At 29.7% G+C, this 24,210-nt stretch carries 22 protein-coding genes; 16 read left to right on the top strand and 6 right to left on the bottom strand.

The window, feature by feature from the left end; genetic code table 11:
- Position 1: 1 nt before the first annotated feature.
- The 7 genes from ACFSSB_RS11215 (at position 2) to ACFSSB_RS11185 (ending at position 8,338) form a co-directional block, all read left to right on the top strand.
- On the top strand, positions 2-1,387 hold the full coding sequence (locus ACFSSB_RS11215; RefSeq protein WP_379904229.1) for an O-antigen ligase family protein: 1,386 nt from the start codon (positions 2-4) through the stop codon (positions 1,385-1,387).
- On the top strand, positions 1,380-2,183 hold the full coding sequence (locus ACFSSB_RS11210; RefSeq protein ID WP_379904227.1) for a glycosyltransferase: 804 nt from the start codon (positions 1,380-1,382) through the stop codon (positions 2,181-2,183). Before ACFSSB_RS11215 ends, ACFSSB_RS11210 begins: the two co-directional genes overlap by 8 nt.
- Positions 2,184-2,380: 197 nt before the next feature.
- Positions 2,381-3,412 carry an O-antigen ligase family protein gene (locus ACFSSB_RS11205; RefSeq protein ID WP_379904225.1) on the top strand — a complete coding sequence of 344 codons (1,032 nt, stop codon included), beginning with the start codon at positions 2,381-2,383 and terminating at the stop codon, positions 3,410-3,412.
- A gap of 27 nt (positions 3,413-3,439) precedes the next feature.
- Positions 3,440-4,576 carry a glycosyltransferase gene (locus ACFSSB_RS11200; protein WP_379904223.1) on the top strand — a complete coding sequence of 379 codons (1,137 nt, stop codon included), beginning with the start codon at positions 3,440-3,442 and terminating at the stop codon, positions 4,574-4,576.
- 4 nt (positions 4,577-4,580) lie between these two features.
- Positions 4,581-5,978 (top strand): UDP-glucose 6-dehydrogenase, encoded by a 1,398-nt coding sequence (locus ACFSSB_RS11195; RefSeq protein WP_379904221.1) that lies wholly within the window; start codon positions 4,581-4,583, stop codon positions 5,976-5,978.
- Between the two features lie 13 nt (positions 5,979-5,991).
- Positions 5,992-6,978: a UDP-glucuronic acid decarboxylase family protein gene (locus ACFSSB_RS11190; protein ID WP_379904219.1), complete on the top strand. Its 987-nt coding sequence runs from the start codon at positions 5,992-5,994 to the stop codon at positions 6,976-6,978.
- A gap of 1 nt (position 6,979) precedes the next feature.
- Positions 6,980-8,338: an undecaprenyl-phosphate glucose phosphotransferase gene (locus ACFSSB_RS11185; RefSeq protein ID WP_379904217.1), complete on the top strand. Its 1,359-nt coding sequence runs from the start codon at positions 6,980-6,982 to the stop codon at positions 8,336-8,338.
- Here the strand turns inward: ACFSSB_RS11185 and ACFSSB_RS11180 are convergent.
- From ACFSSB_RS11180 to ACFSSB_RS11170, 3 genes are read right to left on the bottom strand one after another with little or no spacing between them, the layout of a single operon-like run.
- Positions 8,335-9,501 carry a glycosyltransferase family 4 protein gene (locus ACFSSB_RS11180; protein ID WP_379904215.1) on the bottom strand — a complete coding sequence of 389 codons (1,167 nt, stop codon included), beginning with the start codon at positions 9,499-9,501 and terminating at the stop codon, positions 8,335-8,337. The genes ACFSSB_RS11185 and ACFSSB_RS11180 overlap by 4 nt on opposite strands.
- Positions 9,502-10,596, bottom strand: coding sequence for a non-hydrolyzing UDP-N-acetylglucosamine 2-epimerase (wecB, locus tag ACFSSB_RS11175; RefSeq protein WP_379904213.1), 1,095 nt, complete (start codon positions 10,594-10,596; stop codon positions 9,502-9,504). It lies immediately after the preceding gene.
- Position 10,597: 1 nt separating this feature from the next.
- Positions 10,598-11,908: a phenylacetate--CoA ligase family protein gene (locus ACFSSB_RS11170; protein WP_379904211.1), complete on the bottom strand. Its 1,311-nt coding sequence runs from the start codon at positions 11,906-11,908 to the stop codon at positions 10,598-10,600.
- 84 nt (positions 11,909-11,992) lie between these two features.
- On the opposite strand from ACFSSB_RS11170, the gene purD reads away from it, so the two are divergent.
- Positions 11,993-13,264 carry a phosphoribosylamine--glycine ligase gene (purD, locus tag ACFSSB_RS11165; protein WP_379904209.1) on the top strand — a complete coding sequence of 424 codons (1,272 nt, stop codon included), beginning with the start codon at positions 11,993-11,995 and terminating at the stop codon, positions 13,262-13,264.
- Between the two features lie 3 nt (positions 13,265-13,267).
- Here purD and ACFSSB_RS11160 read toward each other — a convergent pair whose 3' ends face one another.
- Entirely contained in the window at positions 13,268-13,495 is a 228-nt protein-coding gene (locus ACFSSB_RS11160) for a DUF6341 family protein (protein ID WP_379904207.1), read from the bottom strand.
- Positions 13,496-13,542: 47 nt separating this feature from the next.
- Here ACFSSB_RS11160 and ACFSSB_RS11155 point away from each other — a divergent pair, with 47 nt between their 5' ends.
- Positions 13,543-14,484 (top strand): DUF6427 family protein, encoded by a 942-nt coding sequence (locus ACFSSB_RS11155; RefSeq protein ID WP_379904205.1) that lies wholly within the window; start codon positions 13,543-13,545, stop codon positions 14,482-14,484.
- Here the strand turns inward: ACFSSB_RS11155 and upp are convergent.
- A complete protein-coding gene (upp, locus tag ACFSSB_RS11150; RefSeq protein WP_379904203.1) occupies positions 14,455-15,114 on the bottom strand; it encodes a uracil phosphoribosyltransferase in 660 nt (219 codons plus the stop codon). The genes ACFSSB_RS11155 and upp overlap by 30 nt on opposite strands.
- Before the next feature lie 275 nt (positions 15,115-15,389).
- On the opposite strand from upp, the gene ACFSSB_RS11145 reads away from it, so the two are divergent.
- Together ACFSSB_RS11145 and ACFSSB_RS11140 are read left to right on the top strand one after the other, a co-directional pair.
- Positions 15,390-15,998, top strand: coding sequence for a DUF4254 domain-containing protein (locus ACFSSB_RS11145; RefSeq protein WP_379904201.1), 609 nt, complete (start codon positions 15,390-15,392; stop codon positions 15,996-15,998).
- An 88-nt stretch (positions 15,999-16,086) separates the two neighbouring features.
- Positions 16,087-17,100, top strand: coding sequence for a glycosyltransferase family 9 protein (locus tag ACFSSB_RS11140; protein ID WP_379904199.1), 1,014 nt, complete (start codon positions 16,087-16,089; stop codon positions 17,098-17,100).
- A 278-nt stretch (positions 17,101-17,378) separates the two neighbouring features.
- Here the strand turns inward: ACFSSB_RS11140 and ACFSSB_RS11135 are convergent, their stop codons facing one another.
- The gene (locus ACFSSB_RS11135) at positions 17,379-18,431 is read right to left on the bottom strand and encodes a 2Fe-2S iron-sulfur cluster-binding protein (RefSeq protein ID WP_379904197.1); all 1,053 of its coding nucleotides are present in this window, start codon (positions 18,429-18,431) and stop codon (positions 17,379-17,381) included.
- 99 nt (positions 18,432-18,530) lie between these two features.
- Here ACFSSB_RS11135 and ACFSSB_RS11130 point away from each other — a divergent pair, with 99 nt between their 5' ends.
- From ACFSSB_RS11130 to ACFSSB_RS11110, 5 genes are all read left to right on the top strand, one after another.
- Positions 18,531-20,009 carry a DUF5687 family protein gene (locus ACFSSB_RS11130; RefSeq protein ID WP_379904195.1) on the top strand — a complete coding sequence of 493 codons (1,479 nt, stop codon included), beginning with the start codon at positions 18,531-18,533 and terminating at the stop codon, positions 20,007-20,009.
- Positions 20,010-20,020: 11 nt separating this feature from the next.
- Positions 20,021-20,728 (top strand): ABC transporter ATP-binding protein, encoded by a 708-nt coding sequence (locus tag ACFSSB_RS11125; protein WP_379904193.1) that lies wholly within the window; start codon positions 20,021-20,023, stop codon positions 20,726-20,728.
- 273 nt (positions 20,729-21,001) lie between these two features.
- Positions 21,002-23,575 carry a type IX secretion system periplasmic lipoprotein PorW/SprE gene (porW, locus tag ACFSSB_RS11120; RefSeq protein WP_379904190.1) on the top strand — a complete coding sequence of 858 codons (2,574 nt, stop codon included), beginning with the start codon at positions 21,002-21,004 and terminating at the stop codon, positions 23,573-23,575.
- A 13-nt stretch (positions 23,576-23,588) separates the two neighbouring features.
- Positions 23,589-23,999 (top strand): bactofilin family protein, encoded by a 411-nt coding sequence (locus ACFSSB_RS11115; protein WP_379904188.1) that lies wholly within the window; start codon positions 23,589-23,591, stop codon positions 23,997-23,999.
- A complete protein-coding gene (locus tag ACFSSB_RS11110) occupies positions 23,965-24,207 on the top strand; it encodes an AtpZ/AtpI family protein (RefSeq protein ID WP_379904186.1) in 243 nt (80 codons plus the stop codon). The genes ACFSSB_RS11115 and ACFSSB_RS11110 overlap by 35 nt, the downstream gene beginning before the upstream one ends.
- The last annotated feature ends 3 nt before the right edge of the window (positions 24,208-24,210 follow it).

Here is a 24,210-nt window from a genome sequence, read left to right as displayed (position 1 = left end):
AATGCCTTTAAAACTTAATGTATCAGCAGTAATAGCTGGCCTTTTTTATATAGGTCTGTTTTTTATTCCTTTCAATACTTATGAAGGATTGGGTTTTTTAGGTGAGTTTAAAAAGGAAGCTGCAGCTGTTTTTTTCTTAATTGCATTTTGCTTTCTTCTTTTAAAAAAGAAAGTTTTTATACCTATAAAAAACCCAATATTTCAAATTTTCCTATTATTTTTAATTTGGACAATAATATCTGTTATTTTAAATATTTTTGAAGTTTCTACAAACAACTTAAAAGGCACAAACGGTCTTGTAAGGTTTATTAGAGCTTTTGTTTCAGTAATAATTTCAGGAATAGTCTTCTTTTTAGTTTATTTTAATGTTTTTGCAAAGAATTCTAAGGAGTTTATTTTTTATAAGGTCAGGAAAATTCTATTCTATTCTTTTGTTTTTGTTGTAATTGTTGCTTTTTTTGAGATACTTATTATTAAGTTAAATATTGTTGCTTTAAAGCCATTATACCATCTTTTTAATTATTTGCCTTTTACCGTAGCAGATTTAGACACTAACCTACATAGGGTGTCATCTGTTACATATGAACCTCCTGCATTAGCAACATACTTGTGTTTTCTTTTTGGATGGATGGCTAGTTATATTATAACAGAAAAAGGATTAAAAAAATATATACCAATAGCAGTAGTTTTTATTCTATCGTTTTTAACAGGATCTCGTTCAGCTTTAGTTTTTATATTTTTACAAGCAATATTATTTATGTTTTTGTTACTTACAAAAACAAAATATAATAAATTTTTTATTAGAATTGTTAAGTATAGTTCTATTATTATTTTTGTCCTTTTATTGTTTAAGGGTAAAACTCTAACAGAATATATTTTTGAAAAGGCAACCTCTTTTAGTGTAGAAGAAGGTGATCATCGTGTTTCAAATAAGACAAGATTAGGGATACAGTATGCTTCTTTACAAGTGTTTTTAGAATCTCCAATTTATGGTGTAGGTTATGGTCAATTACCTTATCGAGCTAGAGATTTATATCCTGAATGGGCAACAAAAAACAATTGGGAGTTTAGATTAAGATATTTAAATGATGATTATAATAAATTTCCACCAAGTTACAATTTATATTTAAGACTTTTAGCGGAAACAGGACTAATTGGGTTCTTAATCTTTTTTATATTTATTGTTTCGGTTATATATGTTGCTTTTATATTTTACAAAAATTCAACAAAAGAAGAGGCGGTATTTTATTTGGTAATTATTACCACATTATTTGGTCTTTCAATTAATTGGCTTAAAGAAGATACTTTTAGAACATTTGGTTTTTGGGTAACATTAGCTCTGTTTTATAGGCTTACTCAAGATAAATATATTAAGGTTTATGAATAAAAATAGTGATTTAATTATAGTAATTCCGTATTTCAATGACCCTGTTGGTATAAAAACTTCTATTGATTCTATAACTGAAGAAATAAACATTGATATTATAATAGTAGATGATGGAAGTAAAACAAAATTTCATGAAGAAGATATAAAATCGTGTTATACAAAAGGGGAAATTCATTTTGTTTATTTACAAGAAAATTTAGGAATAGAACACGCTCTTAATAAAGGATTAAAAACAGCTCAAGATTTAAAATATAAATATATAGCAAGATTAGACTGTGGAGATAAGTGTAAACCAAATAAATTTAAAAAACAATTAGATTATTTAAACCAAAATCCTGATGTAAAACTGTTAGGTACTTGGGTTAATGTTGTTGATGAACAAGGAAATCACTTGCATTATATAAAACATCCTGTAAGTTATGTTGAAATAAAGAAGAAAATGTATTTAAATAGTATGTTTGTTCATCCTTCGGTAATTTTCTCAACAAGCATAATTGATTCAGTAGGATATTATCCTGTAAATTATAAAGCAGCTGAGGATTATGCATTCTTTTTTAAAATTATTAAAAAATTTAAGGCAGAAAACTATCCTGAAGTATTACTAGATTATGAATTAAATGAAAATTCTATCTCAAGTACCAAAAGAAAAATTCAAGTACAAAACAGAATAAAAATTATAAAAAAACATTTTTATTTTGGTATTACGCCAATTTATGGAATTTTAAGAAACTATATACTACTTTACGTGTCGAGAGAAGGAGCAACAAAAATTAAAAAACTTTTAAATAAATCTTGAGACCTACTCTTTTAAAAATATATAATATTGTATTTGCTCTATTGGTTTTTTTTATTCCAATGTCAGGGAAACTTACGGCTGTACCTAATATCTTACTTATTATATTAATTCCACTTTTTGTCGTTTTATTTAATAAAAATGAACTTAAATCTAGGCTACTAAAACCTGAGCTAATAGCTTTTTTGTTTTTCGTTTTATTGACCTTTATAATAGTAAGTATTAAAGGAAACATAAACCATGAATTAGATTTATTTGGTAGGTATGGTCTGGCAATCCTTTTTTTATTACTAGCAACGCCTGTTACAAACTTAAAGTATTTAAAGTATGCTATAATACTTTCTGTAATGACAATGGCTGTTTACACCTTTGTATTGTCAGGCTTTTATATTGTTCAAAATGGAAGTTTTGATATTGCAAAAGGAGGAGAAATAAAAAAGTTATTAATTACCGAAAGGTTATATACTGGCTTCTTTTCAGCATTAAGCTTTTTGTTCTCTTTAGATTTAATTTCAAGAGAAAACAAAAAAATAAGACGATTACATTATTTAAATCTATTTTTAACTTTAACATTTGTTTTAGTGGTTTCTTCTAGGATGGCACTTTTAATAATGATTACTGTTCTTTTTTATAGGTATTTACTTTTCAATAAAAGTAAAAAAGCCTTCATTGGCCTTTTTGCAGGTATTTCATTCATCGTATTATTGTTTATTTTAAACCCAAACCTCTCAAACCGATTTTTCCATCTTAACAGAGATAAAGGAATTATTGAAAATTTTAAAAACTGGGAACCTAGACTAGTTATTTGGAGTTGTGTAAATAACCTTATACAAGATGATCAAGAAAACTATAATTTATTTTTAGGTTTTGGATCAGAATATATAACAAACAATAAACTAGTTGAGTGCTATTCTTCACAAATAGAAAAAAAAGGGAGAAGAAATTATTTCCTTAAATCAAGATTTAATGCACACAATCAGTTTTTAACCTTTTTAATGGCATACGGACTAGTTGCCTTACTTTTGTTTTTAGCCATTTTTATAATACCTTTAATATATAGAAAAAAATCCCTTTTAAAAGGGAGTATTATATTAGCAGTATTTATGTTTGGTTTAATAGAATCCTTTTTATCCAGACAAATGGGAAGTTATATTTTAGGAATACTTTTAGTAATTGTTGTGAGTTTTAAATATAAAAATGAGCAGTTTAAGTTTCTTATCAAAAACAGATAATATATTTGATTAAGCATTTATAATGATATGAAAAAAATTAAAGTAGCCCATATTTTACATTCCGTTGGAGGTGTAGATGTATACTTAAGATTAGTTACAGAAAATATAAGTACTGATACAGTTGAAAATATTATTCTTCACCAAAATGAGGATAAAAAAGGCTATTTTGCTAAAGATAAATCTGTTATAAAAGAATACAAGTTACCTATTCAAAGAGAGATTAATCCCATAAAAGATTTAAAAGCAATTTTAGCTACAATAAAAATATTAAAATCAGAAAAACCAGATATTATTCATGCGCATAGTGCTAAAGGAGGTATAATTGCTAGAGCAGCATCTTTGTTTTATAAAGTAAATGTTTTACATACACCACACGCATATTCTTTTTTAAGTGCAGAATCAAATATTAAGAAAAAGATTTTTTTAACAATTGAAAAAATATTTAAGTATGCCAATTCTTATTTATTAGCTACCTCAGAATCCGAATTAAAACAGGGTATTGATAAGGTTGGTTATAAAAAAGAGCGCGCTTTAGTCTTTAATAACTCTATTCTTCCAATAAAAAGCTTTAAACCGTTAAGTATTAATAAAACATGGCCAGAAAATTATATCTGTTCTGTTGGTAGACCTTCATTTCAAAAGAACATTGAATTTATGGTTGATGTTATTTTAAAAGTAAAACAATCTCAACCTAATATACATCTAGTCTTAATGGGAGTTGGTTATCATGCACCAAATCTTGAGGCTGTAACAAAAAAAATTAAAGAATTAGATCTAGAAAATAATATAACACTTTTAGATTGGACTACCAGAGATGATATTTTTAATATTATAAAAGATAGTCAGTTATATATTTCAACATCAAGATATGAAGGGTTACCTTACTCAGTTATTGAAAGTTTAGCGCTAAGCAAGCCCATCGTTGCCACAAACTGTGACGGAAATCGAGATTTAGTTAAACATGGTTTTAATGGTTATTTACTAGACACAGAAGACGCTAGTAAAATGTCTAAATACATTTTAAACATCTTAAATGATGAAAAATTAAAATTAAAGTTCTCAAAAAACTCTTTTCAATTTTTTTTAGATAACTTTGATTTAAGTAAAAATATCTTAAAGTTAGAAGAGCAATATAAAGAGCTGATAAAAATTAAAGAAGCATAATTAAATGAAAATAAAAAATATCTGTTGTATTGGAGCTGGATATGTTGGTGGTCCAACTATGGCTGTAATAGCAAAGCAATGCCCTAACATAAAAGTAACAGTTGTAGATATTAATGAGGCTAGAATTGCAGCATGGAATGACGAGAATTTAGATAACCTTCCTGTTTTTGAACCTGGTTTAGATGCTATTGTAGCAGAAGCAAGAGGACGTAATTTATTCTTTTCAACAGAAGTAGATAAAGCTATTGACGAAGCAGAAATGATATTTATTTCTGTAAATACACCAACCAAAACCTACGGAAAAGGAAAAGGGATGGCTGCAGATTTAAAATATATCGAGCTATGTGCTAGACAAATTGCTAGAGTTTCTAAACAAGATAAAATTATTGTTGAAAAATCTACACTTCCTGTGCGTACCGCTTCTGCAATAAAAGATATTTTAGACAATACAGGTAATGATGTTGCTTTTCAAATATTATCTAATCCAGAATTTTTAGCCGAAGGTACAGCTGTTGAAGACCTTTTAAGTCCAGATAGAGTGCTTATTGGTGGAGATACAAACCCTGAAGGTTTAAAGGCAATTGAAGCCCTTGCAGATGTATATGCTAATTGGGTACCTCAAGATAGAATTTTAAGAACAAATGTGTGGTCTTCAGAGTTGTCTAAACTTACCGCAAATGCCTTTTTAGCACAACGTGTTTCTTCTATTAATGCCATGTCTGAAATCTGTGAGAAAACAGGTGCAGATGTAAACGAAGTTTCTAAAGCTATTGGTATGGATAGTAGAATAGGAGCTAAGTTTTTAAAATCATCTGTAGGGTTTGGAGGTTCTTGTTTTCAAAAAGATATTCTAAATCTTGTGTATATTGCTAAAAGTTATGGTTTAAATGAAGTAGCAGATTACTGGGAGCAAGTAATATTAATGAATGAACACCAAAAACAACGTTTTTCAGATAATATTGTAAGTACACTTTACAACACAGTATCAGGAAAAAAGATAGCGTTTTTAGGTTGGGCATTTAAAAAAGATACTAATGATACTAGAGAGTCAGCAGCAATTAAAATAGCTGATAATTTACTAAATGAGCAGGCTGAAATAACTGTTTTTGATCCTAAAGTGGTAGAAGAACGTATCTATGCCGATTTAGAGTATTTAAATACAAGATCTAACGAGGAAAATAGAAACCTTTTAAAAGTGGAAAATGATCCTTACAAAACATGTGAAAATGCACATGCTATTGCTATTTTAACCGAATGGGATGAATTTAAAACCTATGATTGGAAGCAAATTTTCAATAAGATGCAAAAACCAGCTTTCGTTTTTGACGGAAGAGGTCTTTTAGATAAAGAAACTTTAGAAGATATCGGTTTCGTTTATTATAAAATAGGAACAGGTCAATAATCAATATTAAATAATGAAAAAAGTACTAATAACAGGAGCAGCAGGATTTTTAGGGTCACACTTATGCGATAAATTTATTCATGAAGGTTTTTATGTTATTGGTATGGATAACTTCATTACTGGCGACAAAAAAAATATTAGTCACCTTGCTAATAATCCTAATTTTGAGTTTATAGAACACGATGTAACCGAGTTTATTAAAATTGAAGGAGACTTACATTATATTTTACATTTTGCTTCACCAGCAAGCCCAATAGACTATTTAAAAATACCTATACAAACCTTAAAAGTAGGTTCTTTAGGTACGCATAACTTATTAGGATTGGCTAAGGCTAAAAATGCGAGATTATTAATAGCATCTACATCTGAAGTGTATGGAGATCCATTAGTACATCCGCAAACCGAAGACTACTATGGTAATGTAAATACTATAGGTCCAAGAGGAGTATATGACGAAGCTAAACGTTTTCAAGAATCTATAACCATGGCTTATCATAGATTTCATGGTCTTGAAACACGTATCGTTCGTATATTTAACACCTATGGACCAAGAATGCGACTAAATGACGGAAGAGTTATTCCTGCATTTATGGGGCAAGCACTTAGAGGAGAAGACTTAACTGTTTTTGGTGATGGTAAACAAACTAGATCTTTTTGCTATGTAGATGATCAAGTAGATGGTATTTATAAATTAATGTTTAGTGACTATGCATATCCTGTTAATATTGGTAACCCAAATGAAATTACCATTGGAGATTTTGCAGAAGAGATCATTAAACTTACTAATACCAATCAAAAAGTAATTTACAAAGAATTGCCTGTAGATGATCCGCTACAGAGACAACCAGATATAACATTAGCAAAAGAATTACTAGGTTGGCAACCTAAAGTAGAACGTGAAGAAGGTATGCTTAAAACGTTTAATTATTTTAAGTCTTTGTCTGAAGAAGATTTATATAAAAGCGAGCATAAAGATTTTTCTAAACATATAAAAAAATAAATTGAACACATTTAATCAAGGAAGATATTCAGTCTATTTAAGGCCAATTTCATATATAATAGATTTAACTATAATAAATAGTTTGGCGATACTTTATTTTTTTAAAAGTGTAGAGCCTGCAATTTTTGTTTTAGTTATATCTATATCTTGGATTGTTATTTCTACGCTATCCAAATTTTATGCAGTTTTTAGGTTTACTCGTGAAGTAGCTATTATGACCCTTGTTTTTAGGCAAATGGCTCTTTTTACATTAGTAGTATTTGCTTTTTCAGGATTTTATTATGATTTAGACATATTACCAAAAACAATTTTTAAGTATATAGGCTGTGTATTTGTTCTTGTAACCTTATTTAAATTTACGTTGTATTACTTATTGCAGAAGTATAGAGCTTCTTTTGGTGGTAATTTTAGGGTTACTGCTATTTTAGGTAAAAATAAGCAAACACAAGCTTTAGAGAGGTTTTTTAATGACAAACCAGAATACGGATATTCACATACAAAAACCTTTAACTTTAAAAATATTACAGAAGAAGGATTGCAAGATTGTTTTCAATTTTTATTAGAAGAGAATGTAGATGAAATTTACTGTTCTTTATCGCAGCTTTCTAATAGTCAACTGAGAAAGGTTATCGATTTTGCAGATAATAACCTTAAAATATTAAAGTTTTTACCAGATAATAAAGATATATATTCTAAAAAATTAAAATACGAGTATTATAACTATACACCAATACTGTCTTTTCGTAATATTCCCTTAGAAGATTCTGTTAACCAGTTTATTAAAAGAGTTTTTGATATTGTGTTTTCAACAGCTGTAATTGTCTTACTGCTTTCTTGGTTAACTCCAATTATTGCAATTCTTATTGTACTAGAATCTAAAGGTCCAATATTCTTTAAACAGTCTAGAAACGGTTTTAACTATAAAGAATTTGATTGTTATAAGTTTCGCTCTATGACTCCAAATAAAAATGCGAATTTAAATCAAGCTACAAGAGGAGATCAACGAGTAACAAGAATTGGTAAATTTATACGTAAAACTAGTATAGATGAGTTACCACAGTTTTTTAATGTGTTGTTTGGTGATATGTCTGTAGTAGGTCCTAGACCTCATATGGTGAGTCATACCAATATGTATGCAAAACGAGTAGATAAGTTTATGGTAAGACACTTTGTTAAACCAGGAATAACAGGTTTAGCACAAGTAAGTGGTTTTAGAGGAGAAATAGAAACAGATAAAGACATCATTAATCGTGTAAAATTTGATATCTTTTATATTGAAAACTGGTCTTTATTATTAGATATTAAAATTGTTACTCAAACTTTCATGAATATTGTTAATGGGGAAGATAAAGCCTATTAAAGCAAGTTAGAAAGTGTTTTAAGCTGTGCTTCTAAATTAAAAGTAGAAGTTGCAGTTTCTTTTATTTTTTGTTTGGAAGATAAAGTAATTTCAGAGATTTGAATAGAAGCTATTATACGGTTTAAGTCACTATAATCTCCAGCAGCAGCAATCCAACCAAGTTGGTTGTTGTTTACTACATCTTCACCTTCACCACCTCCAAAATATAGAATAGGTAAGCCTAGTTTTGCATATTCAAATATTTTTGAAGGTACAGAACCATAAATTCTATTTAATAAAGGAATAATGGCAACATCATACTGCAAAAGAACTTGGTGTAGCTCTTCTCTAGCAACTCTACCATAAAAGTATATAGGAAGTTTGGGATATTTCTCTATAAACCCTTCAATAAGCTTCTGTTCTGCGCCAGAACCATAAATATGAAGTTCTATATTGTTATTAAAATCTAATTCGGTACAGAGCTTGTATATACCTTGTGCAATTCCTAAAAGTCCAGCATAAACCAGTTTTATGTTTTTATCAGAAGGGTTTCTTGGTGTTATTTTAGGTGCATCAAATTCTGGATAATTTCTATATAAAAGTGTTTTTTTGTTAGCAAATAAAGAGCTTACATGTGTTAATATTTCTTTGCTTTGCCCTAAAACTAAATCTGCTTTTTTGTAATTAAAACGCTCAATACTCTCTAGCATTTTATAACTAAAATTCTTTTTAAAAGCACCTAGTTCTAATCCTGCAATTGGCCATAAATCACTAACATTTAATACTAGTTTTCTTTTTTTACTACGTAAAAAAAACATAGAAGTAAATGCAACCAATAATGGAGGAGATTGTACAATTACTGTTTTTGGTATTTTATTAAAAGCAAAAAACCAAACCAGACTAAAACTGTACGATAGCATAGCTATTAAACGCAAAAACTTGTTTTTAGAAACTGATGCATAAATCCATAATCTAGTAATAGTGATGCCTTTTTCAACACTAGTATGTTTAAATTTTCCTTGGTAAGCATCAAATATTTTACCAGTAGGATAATTAGGTAAAGGTGTTAATACCTGCACATTAAAGTTACGTTCTTGTAAACCTTCGGCAAGGTGATAAATTCTATTTGAAGCAGCTCCAATTTCTGGAGGAAAGTAGCTAGTAATTATTAAAATATCTTTCATTTACAGCGCATAAATTTCAACCAAACAATCTGTAATTCGTTTTGCAGCATGACCATCCCAAAGTTCTGGTGTTTGTCCTTGTTTCCAATTACCTGAGAGTAAATTAGCAAAAGCAGCTTCAATTTTATTGGTGTCGTTTCCTACTAAAATATTAGTTCCAATATCGCAAGTTTCTGGTCTTTCTGTGCTATCTCTAAGTGTAATACATGGCACATTCATTACTGTGGTTTCTTCGGTAATTCCTCCAGAATCGGTAAGCATAGCAAAAGCATTTTTCACTAAATAATTAAAATGTAAATAACCTAGAGGTTCTACATAATGCAGATTTTCAAAGTTTAAATCTAAACCTTCTAAAAGCTTTTTGGTTCTTGGGTGAACAGGAAAAATAATAGGGTAATCTTTACCAAGGGTTACAATTTGATGTATTAAATTTTTTAGTTGGTTTTCTTCGTCTACATTACTTGGTCTATGCAAAGTCATAACCATATATTTCTTTTCTTCTAGCTTTAAATCTTCCCAAATTTGAGGTTTTTTAAGTCTTGGTGCGTGTTTTAATAAGGTATCTATCATTACATTTCCAACAAAGAAAACGTTGCTTTGCGCAACACCAAGATTGGCTAAGTTTGCATTAGCATAGCTAGAAGTGGTAAAAAAATAATCGGTTAAACTATCGGTTACAATTCTGTTAATTTCTTCTGGCATATTCATATCACCAGAACGTATTCCTGCTTCTACATGTGCAACATCTATTCCTGCTTTTTTTGCAACAATAGTACAAGCCATGGTTGAGGTTACATCACCAACAACCATTACCAAATCACAAGGGTTTTGTTGTAATTCTTTTTCAAAACCTATCATAATTGCAGCAGTTTGCTCTGCTTGTGTACCACTTTTTACTTCTAGATTAATATCTGGAAATGGTATGTTAAGTTCTTTAAAAAAAGTATCACTTAAGTTTTTATCATAGTGTTGTCCTGTATGAACTAATCTGTAATTTATATTAAAACCTTGCGCTTTTTTTTCTTGAATAGCATCTATAATTGGTGCTATTTTCATGAAATTTGGTCGTGCTCCTGCAATAATTGTTACGTTCATATTAGTTAAGTAAGGATCTAAATTGTTTTAATTTACCGCTTTTAGATCGTTCTATTTTATCTTGTTTTTCAAATATAATGGTTAACCCTTTTTCTAAGTAGTTTTCCATTTGTATTTTAATGTTCTCTTTATTTTCTTCAGAAATTGCTGTAGCACTAACATAAATAACTTTAAAAGTTTCTGCTGTATGTTGTTCTATAATAAACTCCTTTACATTTCCGTCGTCTTCAATAATACTTTTGGTAATGTAGTAAAAAGTAAGTCCAGCTGCTTTTTTTCCGCTAGGTAAAATAGCAATATCATTGGTTCTACCTATTAGTTTTTCAAGAATAGGCTTTTGTAATGTACTTTTTTTAGATAAAACACCAATATCACCAATGTCATAACGAATAAAAGGATGTGCTTTATTGTAAAGCGAAGTAATAACAATTCTGCCTTCTTCGCCATTAGGTAAAATATTGTCTTGTTGGTCTAGAATTTCAACAAAAAGCGTCTCGCTATTTACTTGCCATAGGTCTTCTGGGTTTTGAAATGCTATTAAATCTAATTCAGAGGCTCCATATTCATTCACTACAGGAACATCCAATTGTTTTTCTAGTAGCTTTTTATCCATTTCAAAAAGCATTTCAGAAGTAACCACACATGCTTTTAGTGTAGGGCAAACCTGCTTTAAAACTATGTTTTTTTTCTCTAAGTATTTTGCAAATTGTACAATGGCACTTGTGTAGCCATTAATATAGTCAAACGGAGTGTTTTTAAATTTTTTTAAGCATTTTTCAAAAGCAGCATCACTTAAATCGAACACCGAAAACCGATGACGATTACTTAAAGTATCTTTAAGACGTTCTTTATAATATCCTTTTTTATCTAAAGGAATACCATAAAATCGCGCTTGTTTTGAGGTGTTAAAATCTAAACCAAACCAACCAAATCTATTTTGTATTACAGACCAAGTTAATGCATGACAAAATTTGTCTTTTGCAAAAACAAAAGGATCTCCAGAAGAACCCGAAGTCTTGTTTATATATACGTTTTCTGTGGTATAGTCTTTACTCAGTCTTTGGCTTAAAGGATGTTGAAAATGTCTTTTTGTCATAACAGGAATGCTTTTCCAGTCTGTAACAGTAGCGTTTTTTGCAATATTTTGATAGAAGGTATTGTTTTGAATATGGTAATTAAAAATATTTTTTTTCTTCTGAAGGATATATGCCTCAAAATCAGCTTCATTTTTACCATGAATCCTCTTCAAAGTGCTTTTTGCTTTCTTTATAGGAAAGCCATTTAGTAATAATGAAAGGTTAAATAAATTCAAACGAAAAGATATTTTTGTAAAGTAAATAAAAAATATTCGTGTATTCGGCGCATTAGTTTTATTTTTGGGCAAACAAATTACAACATGACTATTTTAATTCTTGGTTCTGGCGGAAGAGAACATACTTTTGCTTGGAAAATATCACAAAGCCCTAAATGTATAAATTTATATGTTGCTCCTGGTAACTCAGGAACAGCAGAAATTGCTACAAATGTACCTATTGGTGTAACAGACTTTCAATCTATTAAAACATTAGTTTTAGAAAAAGAGATTGATATGGTGGTTGTTGGTCCTGAAGATCCTTTAGTACAAGGTGTTCATGATTTCTTTTTACAAGACGAAGCTTTAAAACATGTAGCTGTAATTGGTCCTGAAAAGGCAGCAGCAGAATTAGAAGGTAGTAAAGAGTTTGCCAAAGAGTTTTTATACAGACATAATATACCTACTGCAGCTTATCAAAGTTTTGATGCAAGTAGTGTAGAAGCGGGTTATGCTTTTTTAGAAACTTTAAAAGCTCCTTATGTTTTAAAAGCAGACGGATTAGCGGCAGGAAAAGGTGTTTTAATTTTAAATGACCTAGAAGAAGCTAAAGCAGAACTTAAAAGCATGCTTGTAGACGCTAAATTTGGTGCAGCAAGTACCAAAGTGGTTATTGAAGAGTTTTTAGACGGAATAGAATTAAGTTGTTTTGTTTTAACAGATGGTAAAAACTACAAAATATTACCTACAGCAAAAGACTATAAACGTATTGGCGAAGGTGATACAGGATTAAATACAGGAGGAATGGGAGCAGTATCTCCAGTACCTTTTGCTACCGAAGAATTTTTAAATAAAATTGAAGAACGCATTGTAAAACCTACTATTTCTGGTTTACAAAAAGATAATCTACCATACAAAGGTTTTGTATTTATTGGTTTAATAAAAGTTGGTGACGACCCTAAAGTTATAGAGTATAACGTAAGAATGGGAGACCCAGAAACAGAAGTTGTTTTACCAAGACTTAAAAATGATTTGGTTGAAATATTTCAAGCCATTGCAAACCAAACCTTAGATACTATAGAAATTGAAATAGATGAACGCGCAGCAACAACAGTGATGTTAGTTTCTGGTGGTTATCCTGAAGCTTATGAAAAAGGAAAAGTAATTACAGGAGTTAATGATATTACAGACTCTATAGCTTTTCATGCAGGAGCAAAACTAGAAGACGATACAATTGTAACTTCTGGAGGTCGCGTTATGGCAATAACAAGCTATGGTGATACGTACCAAGAGGCCATAAAAAAATCTTACCAAAGTATAGATAAACTACATTTTGATAAGATGAATTATCGTAAAGATATTGGTTTTGATCTGTAAATCTTATAAATAAGAATGAGCAGAAACGCTTTTATCTTCTTCGTTGTTTTGATCAAATATTCTTAATTGAAGCATCCAGTATACCATAGCTACAAATCCAATAAGAATAAAAATCCAAGAAATAGTATTTGCTGCAAACCAGTTTTCAAGTTCTAGTTCTTTAATTGCATCTAATGGAGCGAATAAAACGTTTACAAATAAGTCTTGTATTGCGTAAAAGAAATCTTTCATAATAGTAATAATAGTATATTTACACTACAAAAATACAAAAAGAGTTAATGATTACAAGTATTTTTAGTAAATCTAAACCAATTAATTTTTTAATCGTTTTTGTACTTACTGCTTTATCGTTTTTAATCGTTAAATTTAAGTATGTACAAGAACCGGTTGCTAGTTTGTTTATTTTAAAACAAGTAAGCACTTTTATGGTTGCTTATTTATCTATTTTGCTGTTAAATTTTATAACCACAAAAAACGATTTAACGCAAAAAAGTAATCTAGAAATTATACTGTTTAGTCTGTTTTTACTTCTTATACCAGACGCATTAGTAAGCGCTAAGGTTATTTGGGCTAATTTTTTTATTCTATTTGCTTTACGTCGTTTAATAAGTTTACGAACAAAAAAAAACACCAAAAGTAAACTGTTTGATGCTGCGTTGTGCATTACTATAGCTTGGTTATTTTATTTTTGGGCTATCTTATTTCTTGTATTAATTCCTTTAGTTTTATTGTTTCATTCCAGTAATGATGTGAAACATTGGCTAATTCCAATAGTAGGAGTTGTAACTGTTTTTATATTATGTATAAGTACATCTATTGTAGTTAATAACTCTTATTTAGGCTTTTTTAATAGTAATTATCAAACAAGTTTTAGTTTTATAAAGTACAACAGCTTGCCTTTTCTAGTAGCTTTAACTTTGCTATTTTCTTTTGGCTTTTGGTCTGTTTTTTATTATCTAAAAAGCTTTAGAACAAAAATAAGAACCATAAGACCTGCCTATAAAACAATATTAGCCATGTTAATACTCGCTTTTATTTTGTTTGTTATAGCGCCAAATAAAAACGGAAGTGAAATTTTATTCCTGTTTGCTCCTTTAGCAATAATTATTGCTAATTATATAGAAACCATTAGTGATAAGTGGTTTAAACAAGTGTTTTTTGGTGTATTATTAGTAACGCCAATTATACTTTTAGTGTTGCAATTTTTCACCAAAAGCTAAGTCTCCAGCATCACCTAAACCAGGAACTATATATCCTTTATCGCTTAAGTCTGGATCAATAGTAGCAATCCATAAACTAGTGTCTTCACTAAAGTTTTTGTCAATAAAATCTACACCTTCTTGTGCCCCAATAACACTAACTAAATGTACGTTTTTTGGTTTTCCAAAAGGTTTTAAAGCTTCATAAGTAGCAAGCATAGATTGACCTGTTGCTAGCATAGGATCTGCAAGAATAAGCGTCTTGTTTTCTAAGCTTGGGCATGCCAAATATTCTACAATAATCTCAAAACTATCTGGATCTTCTTTATGGTGTCTGTAGGCAGATATAAAAGCATTTTCTGCAGTGTCAAAATAATTTAATAAGCCATTGTGTAAAGGTACTCCTGCTCTTAATATAGAACACAAAACAATATCATTATTTAGTAAACTCATGGTGCAATTTCCTAATGGTGTTGCAACATTTGTGGTGTGGTATTGTAAGGATTTGCTCATTTCGTAACCCAAAATTTCACCAATACGTTCTATGTTTCGTCTAAAACGCATACTGTCTTTTTGAATTTTTTCATCTCTTATTTCAGAAATAAAAGTGTTTAAAATGGAGTTTTCTTTAGCTAGATTAAATATTTTCATGGCATAAAAATAACAATAAATTACATACTACTTACTTGCGTTTTGCTCTCTTTTTTAGATTTTAGCTTAAAATAGAACTAAAATATACTTCATAACCTTTACTGTAAGTGTACTAAAACTAGTATACATTCAGTTAAATAGTAACTTTTAGCTTCATAAAAAATAAGTTGCTACACCAAAACAATAATTAAACGCATATAGTTTAAAACCAAAAAGTTGCTTTAGGTAGCTTTTTGGTTTCATTAATGTATATTTGCATTCAAATAAATTAAAATATGTTTTCAGAACAAGCGAATAAAATATTTCAAGACGTAATAAATAAATACCATGTTTTAAATACGGTAGACCAATCATTTACTAATGTGTATGATAAAGACACTAATTTATTAGAGCATTTGCTATACAGAAAATGTTGGATAGATACTGTACAATGGCATTATGAGGATATTATTAGAGATCCGCAAATTGATCCAGTTGCAGCTTTAAAACTAAAACGTCAAATTGATGCTTCTAACCAAGATCGAACAGATATGGTAGAGTATATTGACAGTTATTTTTTAGAAAAATATAAAGACGTTACTGTAAAAGATAATGCAACCATTAATACAGAAAGTCCTGCTTGGGGAATAGATAGATTATCTATTTTAGCTTTAAAAGTGTACCACATGCAAGAAGAAGCAACACGTACAGATGCTACAGATGCTCATAAAGCGGCTTGCCAAAAGAAACTAGACGTTTTACTAGAACAACGTGTAGACTTATCTACAGCAATAGATACATTACTTAATGATATTGCTAATGGTGATAAATACATGAAAGTGTATAAACAAATGAAAATGTATAACGATGATGAACTAAATCCTGTTTTACGTTCACAAAAATAATTCGTAATTTTTATTTCTAAAAAACCACCTTTCTTTTTTATAAACAAAGGTGGTTTTTAATTTATTTAAATAAAAAGATAAAAAACCTATGGCTAAGCAACCCAAACATATATTAGTAATTAGGCTTTCTGCAATGGGAGATGTTGCTATGACAGTTCCTGTTTTAAAAGCATTTACACAGCAATATCCAGAGGTTAAAATTACGCTTTTAACAAGAGCTTTTTTTGCTCCTTTTTTTAGAGATATAAATAATGTATCTTTTTTTTCAATAGATTTAAAAAATAAGCACAAAGGTGTTTTGGGGCTTTTTAAACTTTCAAAAGAATTAAAAAAACTACAAATTGATGCTGTTGCAGATTTGCATAACGTGTTGCGTACTAAAATTTTAAAAGTTTTTTTCTTTGGCATAAAATTTATGCAGATTAACAAAGGCAGAGCAGAGAAAAAAGCATTGGTTTCTGGACAAGATTTTAAGCAATTAGAAACAACACATGAACGTTATGCTGCAGTTTTTAAAAAACTAGGTTTTCCTATAGATTTAAGTAACCCAACCTTTCCAGATGTGGTGGAACTAAGCTCAAGTGTGCTTGCTAAAACTGGTGAAAAAAACAAAAAATGGATTGGTATTGCGCCTTTTGCTACGTATAAAAGTAAAATGTATCCTCTTGATGCTATGCAAGTAGTGATTGAAGGACTATCAAAAGAACATACGGTTTTTTTGTTTGGAGGAAAAGCAGACAAAGAAGCGTTACAAAGTTTAGCAGTAAATGCGCATGTAATTAATTTAGCAGGACAGTTGTCTTTAAACGAAGAGCTAGATATAATTTCAAATTTAGACCTTATGTTGTCTATGGATTCTGGAAATGCCCATATTGCAGCTATGCTTGGTAAAAAAGTTGTTACAATTTGGGGTGTAACCCATCCCTTTGCAGGATTTTCTCCGTTTAATCAACCTGAAAATTATGCGCTATTAGCAGATAGAAAACAATTTCCTTTAATACCTACTTCTATCTACGGAAACACTTTTCCTGAAGAATATGAAGAAGCAGCAAAAAGTATTTCTCCTCAAAAAGTTATAGACACAATAAATACCTTAATTTAAAAGGTTTAAGTCTCTTTTTATTTAAACTGTAATTGGTATAAAATAAAAAACCCTACTCCAAAGAGTAGGGTTCATTTTAAACATACCATAAAATATATAATCCCTAACTATTATTATTTTTGTTTAAAACTTAAACGAATATATCTGCTTTATTTATTAAACAAATGAAAGCGTAAATTAAAAACGGTAAAATCGTTAAAGTGTATATTTATTAGGTTTAAGTGGTTTGTATTATCGGTAAAAAGCTAATTCATGTAAAATTAGCGTGTTTTTTTTTATTAAACATCATCGTAATCTACAGAAACTTTAGGCGTTGTAGGATGCGCTTGACACGTTAAAATTAACCCTTCTGCTAGTTCGCTTTCTGTTAAAATATTGTTTTGTCTCATTGTTGCTTCTCCTTCTGTAACTCTAGCAATACAGCTACTGCAAATTCCGCCTTGACAAGAATACGGAGCGTCTAAATCTTTATCTAAAGCAGCTTCTAGAATAGTTTGTTTTTGAGACATGGTAAATGTTTCCGTTTCATCATCAACCGTTATGGTGATTTCTGTGTTTCCGCTAGCAACTTCTTCATCTAAAGCAACTGTTTTTGCTGCTTTAAAAAGTTCAAAGTGAATTCGTTCTTTAGGTATTTCGTGTTCCGTTAAAACATCTTTAACCGTATAAATCATGGCTTCTGGTCCGCAAAGATAAAAAGCATCTATATCTATATTTTTATGCTTGTTTTTCATCACATAATTTACAGTGCTTTTTTCTATTCTTCCAAAAATAGCATCATCTTCATCTTCTTGGCTAAATAAAAACTGTATAGAAAATCGATCTTTATACGAGTGTTGTAAATCTAATAACTCTTTTAAAAACATGGTTTCTTTACTAGATTTGTTTCCGTAAACAAGAATTACCTTACTATGTACTTCTTCTTCTAAAGCACATTTTATAATACTTAAAATAGGTGTAATTCCGCTTCCTGCAGCAAATGCAGCTATGTTTTTTGTTATAGCGTCGTTTGGTGTAAATACAAATCTACCTTTTGGCGAAGCTACTTCAAGGGTATCACCAACTTGTAAGGTGTTGTTAGCATAAGCAGAAAAAGTACCACCTTTAACTTCTTTTACAGCTACTTTTAATTCGCCGCTTTTTGGTGAAGCGCATAAAGAGTAATCGCGTCTTACCTCGTTACCATTAATAATGGTTTTTATAGTTATATATTGTCCTGCTTTAAAAGCAAAAGCTTCTTTTAAATTTTCAGGAACATTAAAAGAAATAGTAACAGCCTTTTCTGTTTCTCTTTGTATATCTTTAATGGTTAATGTATGAAATTGTGACATATTTTTATTTTTTGTAAAAATAAGAAACTAAAACAGTAATTTCATTTTGTTTGTAACAAAAAGGGCTTTAATATTACTAATGATTTAAAACCAACCAAAATGATACAACGTTTTTTAGATTTAGAATGGAAACAATTTACTAGGTCTGCAAGCTTTGGTAAAAGTGTAGCGCTAAAAATAGTAATGGTGTTTTTTGCCTTGTATTTTATTGCTATGTTTTTAATTGTGGGAATTGTTATGTTTCCTTTGTTAAAAAAAGTGTTTCCAGAAAGGGATCCTTTTGTGGTTTTTAATGGATTAATTTTCTTCTGGATTTTAGGCGATTTAGTCATTCGGTTTTTCTTTCAGAAATTACCAGTAATGAGCGTAAAACCATTGCTTACGCTTCCTATAAAAAGAAGTAAAGTGGTAAACTTTGTGTTGGGTAAATCGGCATTGTCCTTTTTTAATTTCTTGCCTTTATTTACAATAGTGCCTTTTGGTGTAATGCTTATTATTAATGATTATGCCATTTCAGTCGTTTTAGTTTGGCTATTAACTATGGTGCTTATTACACTTATTAATAATTATTTAAATTTTATTATTGAAAGCCTTGCTGCTAAAACAGAGTTGTCTTTTTTACCTGTTATACTTTTTGCAGGTTCTCTTTATACATTAAACCATTTTCAATTAATAAATATTGCAGAGTTGTTATCTAACGGAATTCAGGCTATTGCAAATAATCCGTTGTGGTTAGTGGTACCATTTTTTATATTAATTGGTTTGTATTGGTACAACTTTAAAATACTTCGCAATAAATTGTTTTTAGACAGTTCTTTACAAACAAAAACACAAGAAGTACAAGCTTCAAACCTAGAATGGACTAAAAAGTTTGGAGATATAGCACCTTTTATGCAGCTAGATTTAAAATTACTTTGGCGTAATAAAAGACCAAAATCTTCGGTTTGGATGTTGGCTTTTGGAGTTTTATATGGCTTGTTCTTTTATCCAAATCCTATATATCAAGACAAAGAGTTTTTATTTGCCTTTGTAGGCATATTTGTAACAGGTATTTTTCTTATCAACTTTGGGCAATTTATTCCTGCTTGGGATAGTGGTTACTATAAAATGTTAATGAGTCAAAATATTAAATACCAACAATACTTAAAATCTAAATACACATTAATGACTTTAAGTGTTATTTTACTGTTTGTACTAAGTATACCTTATGTGTATTTTGGTTGGAAAATTTTACTAGCACACTTTGCGGCAGCAGTATATAACATTGGTGTAAATACCTATGTTATTTTATTAGGAGGCTCTTTTAATCGAAAAAAAATAGACTTAAACCAAAGAGCTGCCTTTAATTTTCAAGGTACAGGAGCTGTGCAATGGGTTATTGGTTTGCCTTTGTTGCTTTTGCCAATAGGAATTTTTTCTATTTTCAATTTTACTTTTAGCTTTGAAATAGGTATTCTAGCTTTAATTCTTTTAGGAGTAACAGGAATTATTCTACACCAAAAAATAATGCAATTAATTACCAAAAAATATCTAGCTTCAAAATATAAAATGATTGCTGCTTTTGATCAAGATAATTAAAAAATAACAAGATGATAACGACTACAAATCTTACCAAAAAATATAATAACAATCAGGTTTTGCACATAGAGCAATTAGATATTCCTAAAGGGCAAAGTTTTGGCTTGGTTGGTAATAATGGCGCAGGAAAAACTACTTATTTTAGTTTGTTATTAGATTTAATACAGCCAACAACAGGATATATTAAAAACAATGATATTCAAGTAAACCTGAGTGAAGATTGGAAACCTTTTACTTCGGCCTTTATAGACGAAAGCTTTTTAATTGGTTACCTAACAGCAGAAGAATACTTTTATTTTGTTGGTGAACTTAGAGGGCAAAACAAAGCAGATGTAGATGCTTTAGTTGCTACTTTTGAAGATTTTTTTCACGGCGAAATTCTTGGTCAGAAAAAGTACTTAAGAGACTTAAGTAAAGGAAATCAAAAAAAAGCAGGAATTGTTGCTGCGCTTATTGGTAATCCTGAAGTAATTATTTTAGATGAACCTTTTGCTAATCTTGATCCAACTACACAAATAAAACTAAAACAAATAGTAAAAGATTTAGCAAAAGAGAAAGGGGTAACTGTGCTTATTTCTAGTCATGATTTAATGCATGTTACAGACGTGTGTGAGCGTATTGTTGTTTTAGAAAAAGGGGAAATAGTAAAAGATATTGTTACTAGTCAAGCTACTTTAAAAGAGTTAGAAAATCATTTTGCTGGAACAGAAAAAATCTAAAAACAAGTAGTTTTTATAGCTAAATAAAAAAAGATGCGTATTTTTACCTACTTATGTATCATTTATTTCAAGTAAGTGATAGTGTTTATAATATTTGCCTGAGTTTACAGTTATTTATTTGAGTTAAATACACAGCTTTAATAATGAGCATAAATAAATTTAATATTTTTAGAACTAGACAAAATAATTCCGTTTTTTGTGCGAAAGTGAAGCAGTTGGTTTTTGCAGAAAATTTTTATTTAGTTGTTAGCAAAAATGAAAATTTTTATTAAAATGAAAACATCTTACAAGATAATATTAACCCTTTTAGTTGCTGTTACTTTAATAACTAGTTGTTCTAGAAAAAAGAACACTTTTATTAGTAGAAATTACCATGCTTTAGCTGCAAGAGACAATACCCTTTTTAATGGGTATAATGCACTAGAAGAAGGTAGAGAAAACCTTATACAAAACTATACCGATAATTATTGGGAAATTCTTCCTATTGAGCGTATGCAGGTTTTTGAAGAGGTAACACTACCAGGACAAAACAAAAACCAAAACTTTAGCAGAGCCGAAGAAAAAGCAGTAAAAGCCATTCAAAAACACGGTATGAATATTCAAGGTAAAGAATATAATTACCAAATAGATGAAGCGTATTTGCTTTTAGGAAAAGCGCGTTATTTTGACCAACGTTTTGTTCCTGCTTTAGAATCTTTCAATTATATATTATATAAATATCCTGCAAGTAACAATATTAACCAAGCCAAGGTTTGGAGAGAAAAAACAAATATTCGTTTAGAAAATGACGAGCTTGCTATTAAAAATTTAAAACGTCTTTTAGAACAAGAAGAATTAAGCGGACAAGATTTAGCAGATGCAACCTCAATACTTGCACAAGCATATATAAATACAAAATCTTTAGATAGTGCTATTACACAAATAGATATCGCTGCTAAAGTAACAAAGAGTAATGATGAACGCGGAAGATACCGTTTTATTCAAGGACAATTATATAATGCTTTAGGAGATAAAGACAGTGCTAATATTGCTTTTGATAGAGTAATAGATCTAAACCGAAGCACGCCAAGAATGTACCTTATTAGTGCACATATTGAAAAAGCTAAAAACTTTGATTATGAGCAAGGAAACAAATTGGAGTTTTTTGAACTGTTAACCGATTTAGAAGAAAATCGTGAAAACAGACCTTATCTAGATAAAATTTACCATCAAATAGCTGAGTATCACGTTAAAAATAATTCCGATTCCTTAGCTCTTGCTTACTATAACAAATCCTTACGTACAGACTCTAGAGATAAAGTTTTAAAGGCCAAAAACTATGAAATTATTGGTGATATGAAATTTGATCTGGCAGAATATAAAAGTGCTGGAGATTATTATGATAGTACCATGACAAATATGGTGCAAAACAGTAAGCCATATAGAGTTATTAAGCGTAAAAGAGACAACTTAGAAGATGTTATTTATTATGAAGACATTGCAAAAAATAACGATAGTATATTAAAACTAGTCGCTTTACCAAAAGAAGATAAGATTGCATATTTTGAGCAATACATTGAAAAACTGAAAGAAGCAGCAGAAAAAGAAAAAGAAAGACTAGAAGCGGCAGAAAGAAAAAAAGGACTTGTTACTACCAATAATAATTTTGGTAACAACGCTTCTGGCTTAACAGGAGTAAAAGGTTCTAAAGGAGGTCCATTACCAGGACAAGGCTCTTCTTTTTATTTTTATAACACTACAACAGTAGCTTATGGTAAATCAGAATTTACTAAAAATTGGGGAAACCGTAAATTACAAGACGATTGGAGATGGTCTAGTAGTATTAAATCAGGTGTAAACACTGCTGAAACAAATCCTGCTTTGGCAAATGCTTCTAATGAAGAAATGTATGATCCGCAGTTTTATATAGATCAAATCCCTTCCGAAGAAAAAGTAGTAGACAGTATTACTAAAGAAAGAAACTTTGCATACTACCAATTAGGTTTAATTTATAAAGAAAAGTTTAAAGAATATCCTTTGGCTATTTCTAAGTTTACACAATTACTAGATAATAATCCCGAAGAAAACTTAGTACTTCCTTCTAAATATAACTTGTATAAAATATATCAGTTATTAGAAGAAGAAACCGAAGCAGATTTTTTCAAAAAAGATATAATAACAAATTATCCAGATTCAAGATATGCAACCATTTTAAATAATCCGGAAGCAGCAAATCTAGAAGATAAAAATAGTCCAGAAACCATATATAAAAACCTTTACAGTCAATTTGAAAATCAAAAATATGCCGAAGTGCTTTCTAATATAGATACTTATATTACAGCATTTGAAGCAGAAGAAATAGTTTCAAAATTTGAACTTCTTAAAGCTACCACAACAGGGCGTTTATATGGTTATGAAGCTTATAAAAAAGCAATTAATTTTGTAGCACTAAACTACGCAAACACACCAGAAGGTAAGCAAGCGCAAAAGTTAGCAAGCAGTACCTTGCCTAAATTATCTAAAAAACAATTTGTTTCAGATACCTTAAAAGGTAATTATAAAGTAATCTATAAATTCAATACTGCAGATACAGAAGAAATAACAAGCTTTGTAAAAACCTTAAACGAGGTAAATGCTAATATTGCACATTATGATTTAAGTACATCTATAGATATATATGATCCTGAAACTACATTTGTAGTAGTTCATGGATTAAAAAGTATAGATGGAGCAAAAGGATTTGCTTTTATATTAAGAGATGAAGATAGATATAAAATAACCAAACCTTCTATTGCTATTTCTTCCCAAAACTATCAAATCGTTCAAATACATAAAAATATTGACGATTATATTAAAGAGCACCAATAATAAAACTAGAGTTATGTTTTCAGATAAAAAAAAGGACAAAAACAATTACGAGAATTCTTCAAGCCAAAACATTATTGCCAAAGGAACCAAAATTGTTGGCGACTTGATAAGTGAAGGAGATTTAAGAATAGATGGAATTGTAGAAGGAAACATACAAACTCCAGGAAAAGTAGTAGTAGGTAAGTCTGGAGTTATCAACGGAACATTAAGTGGGTCTGACGCTTATTTTCAAGGAAAATTTTCTGGAAGCTTAAACCTATCAGGTACACTAACTTTAAAATCTTCTGCACATATTGAAGGCGAAGTTGTTTTAGGTAAACTAGAAGTAGAGCCAGGAGCAACATTTAATGTAACCTGTGTAATGAAAGGAGCAGTGAAAGATTTAAATCATGGCAAACAACGAAAAACAGAAAAAACAGCTTAATCCTTATATTCGGTTTTCGTCTATTGCTATTCAAATGGGACTTACTATATATTTAGGAAGTAAACTAGGTGAGTGGGTAGATGTAAAATGTAATAACACTAACCAGCTGTATTATAAAATTATCACCTTGCTTTCTGTATTTATAGCTATGTATGCTGTAATAAAACAAGTGTTAAAAATCACCAATGACAATTCTTCCAAAAAATAATAA

The organism is Lacinutrix gracilariae, assembly GCF_042684485.1.
GTDB classification, from domain to species: Bacteria; Bacteroidota; Bacteroidia; order Flavobacteriales; family Flavobacteriaceae; genus Oceanihabitans; species Oceanihabitans gracilariae.
Note: the sequence above shows the minus strand (reverse complement) of the source record. Positions and strands in the feature narration are given on the sequence as shown.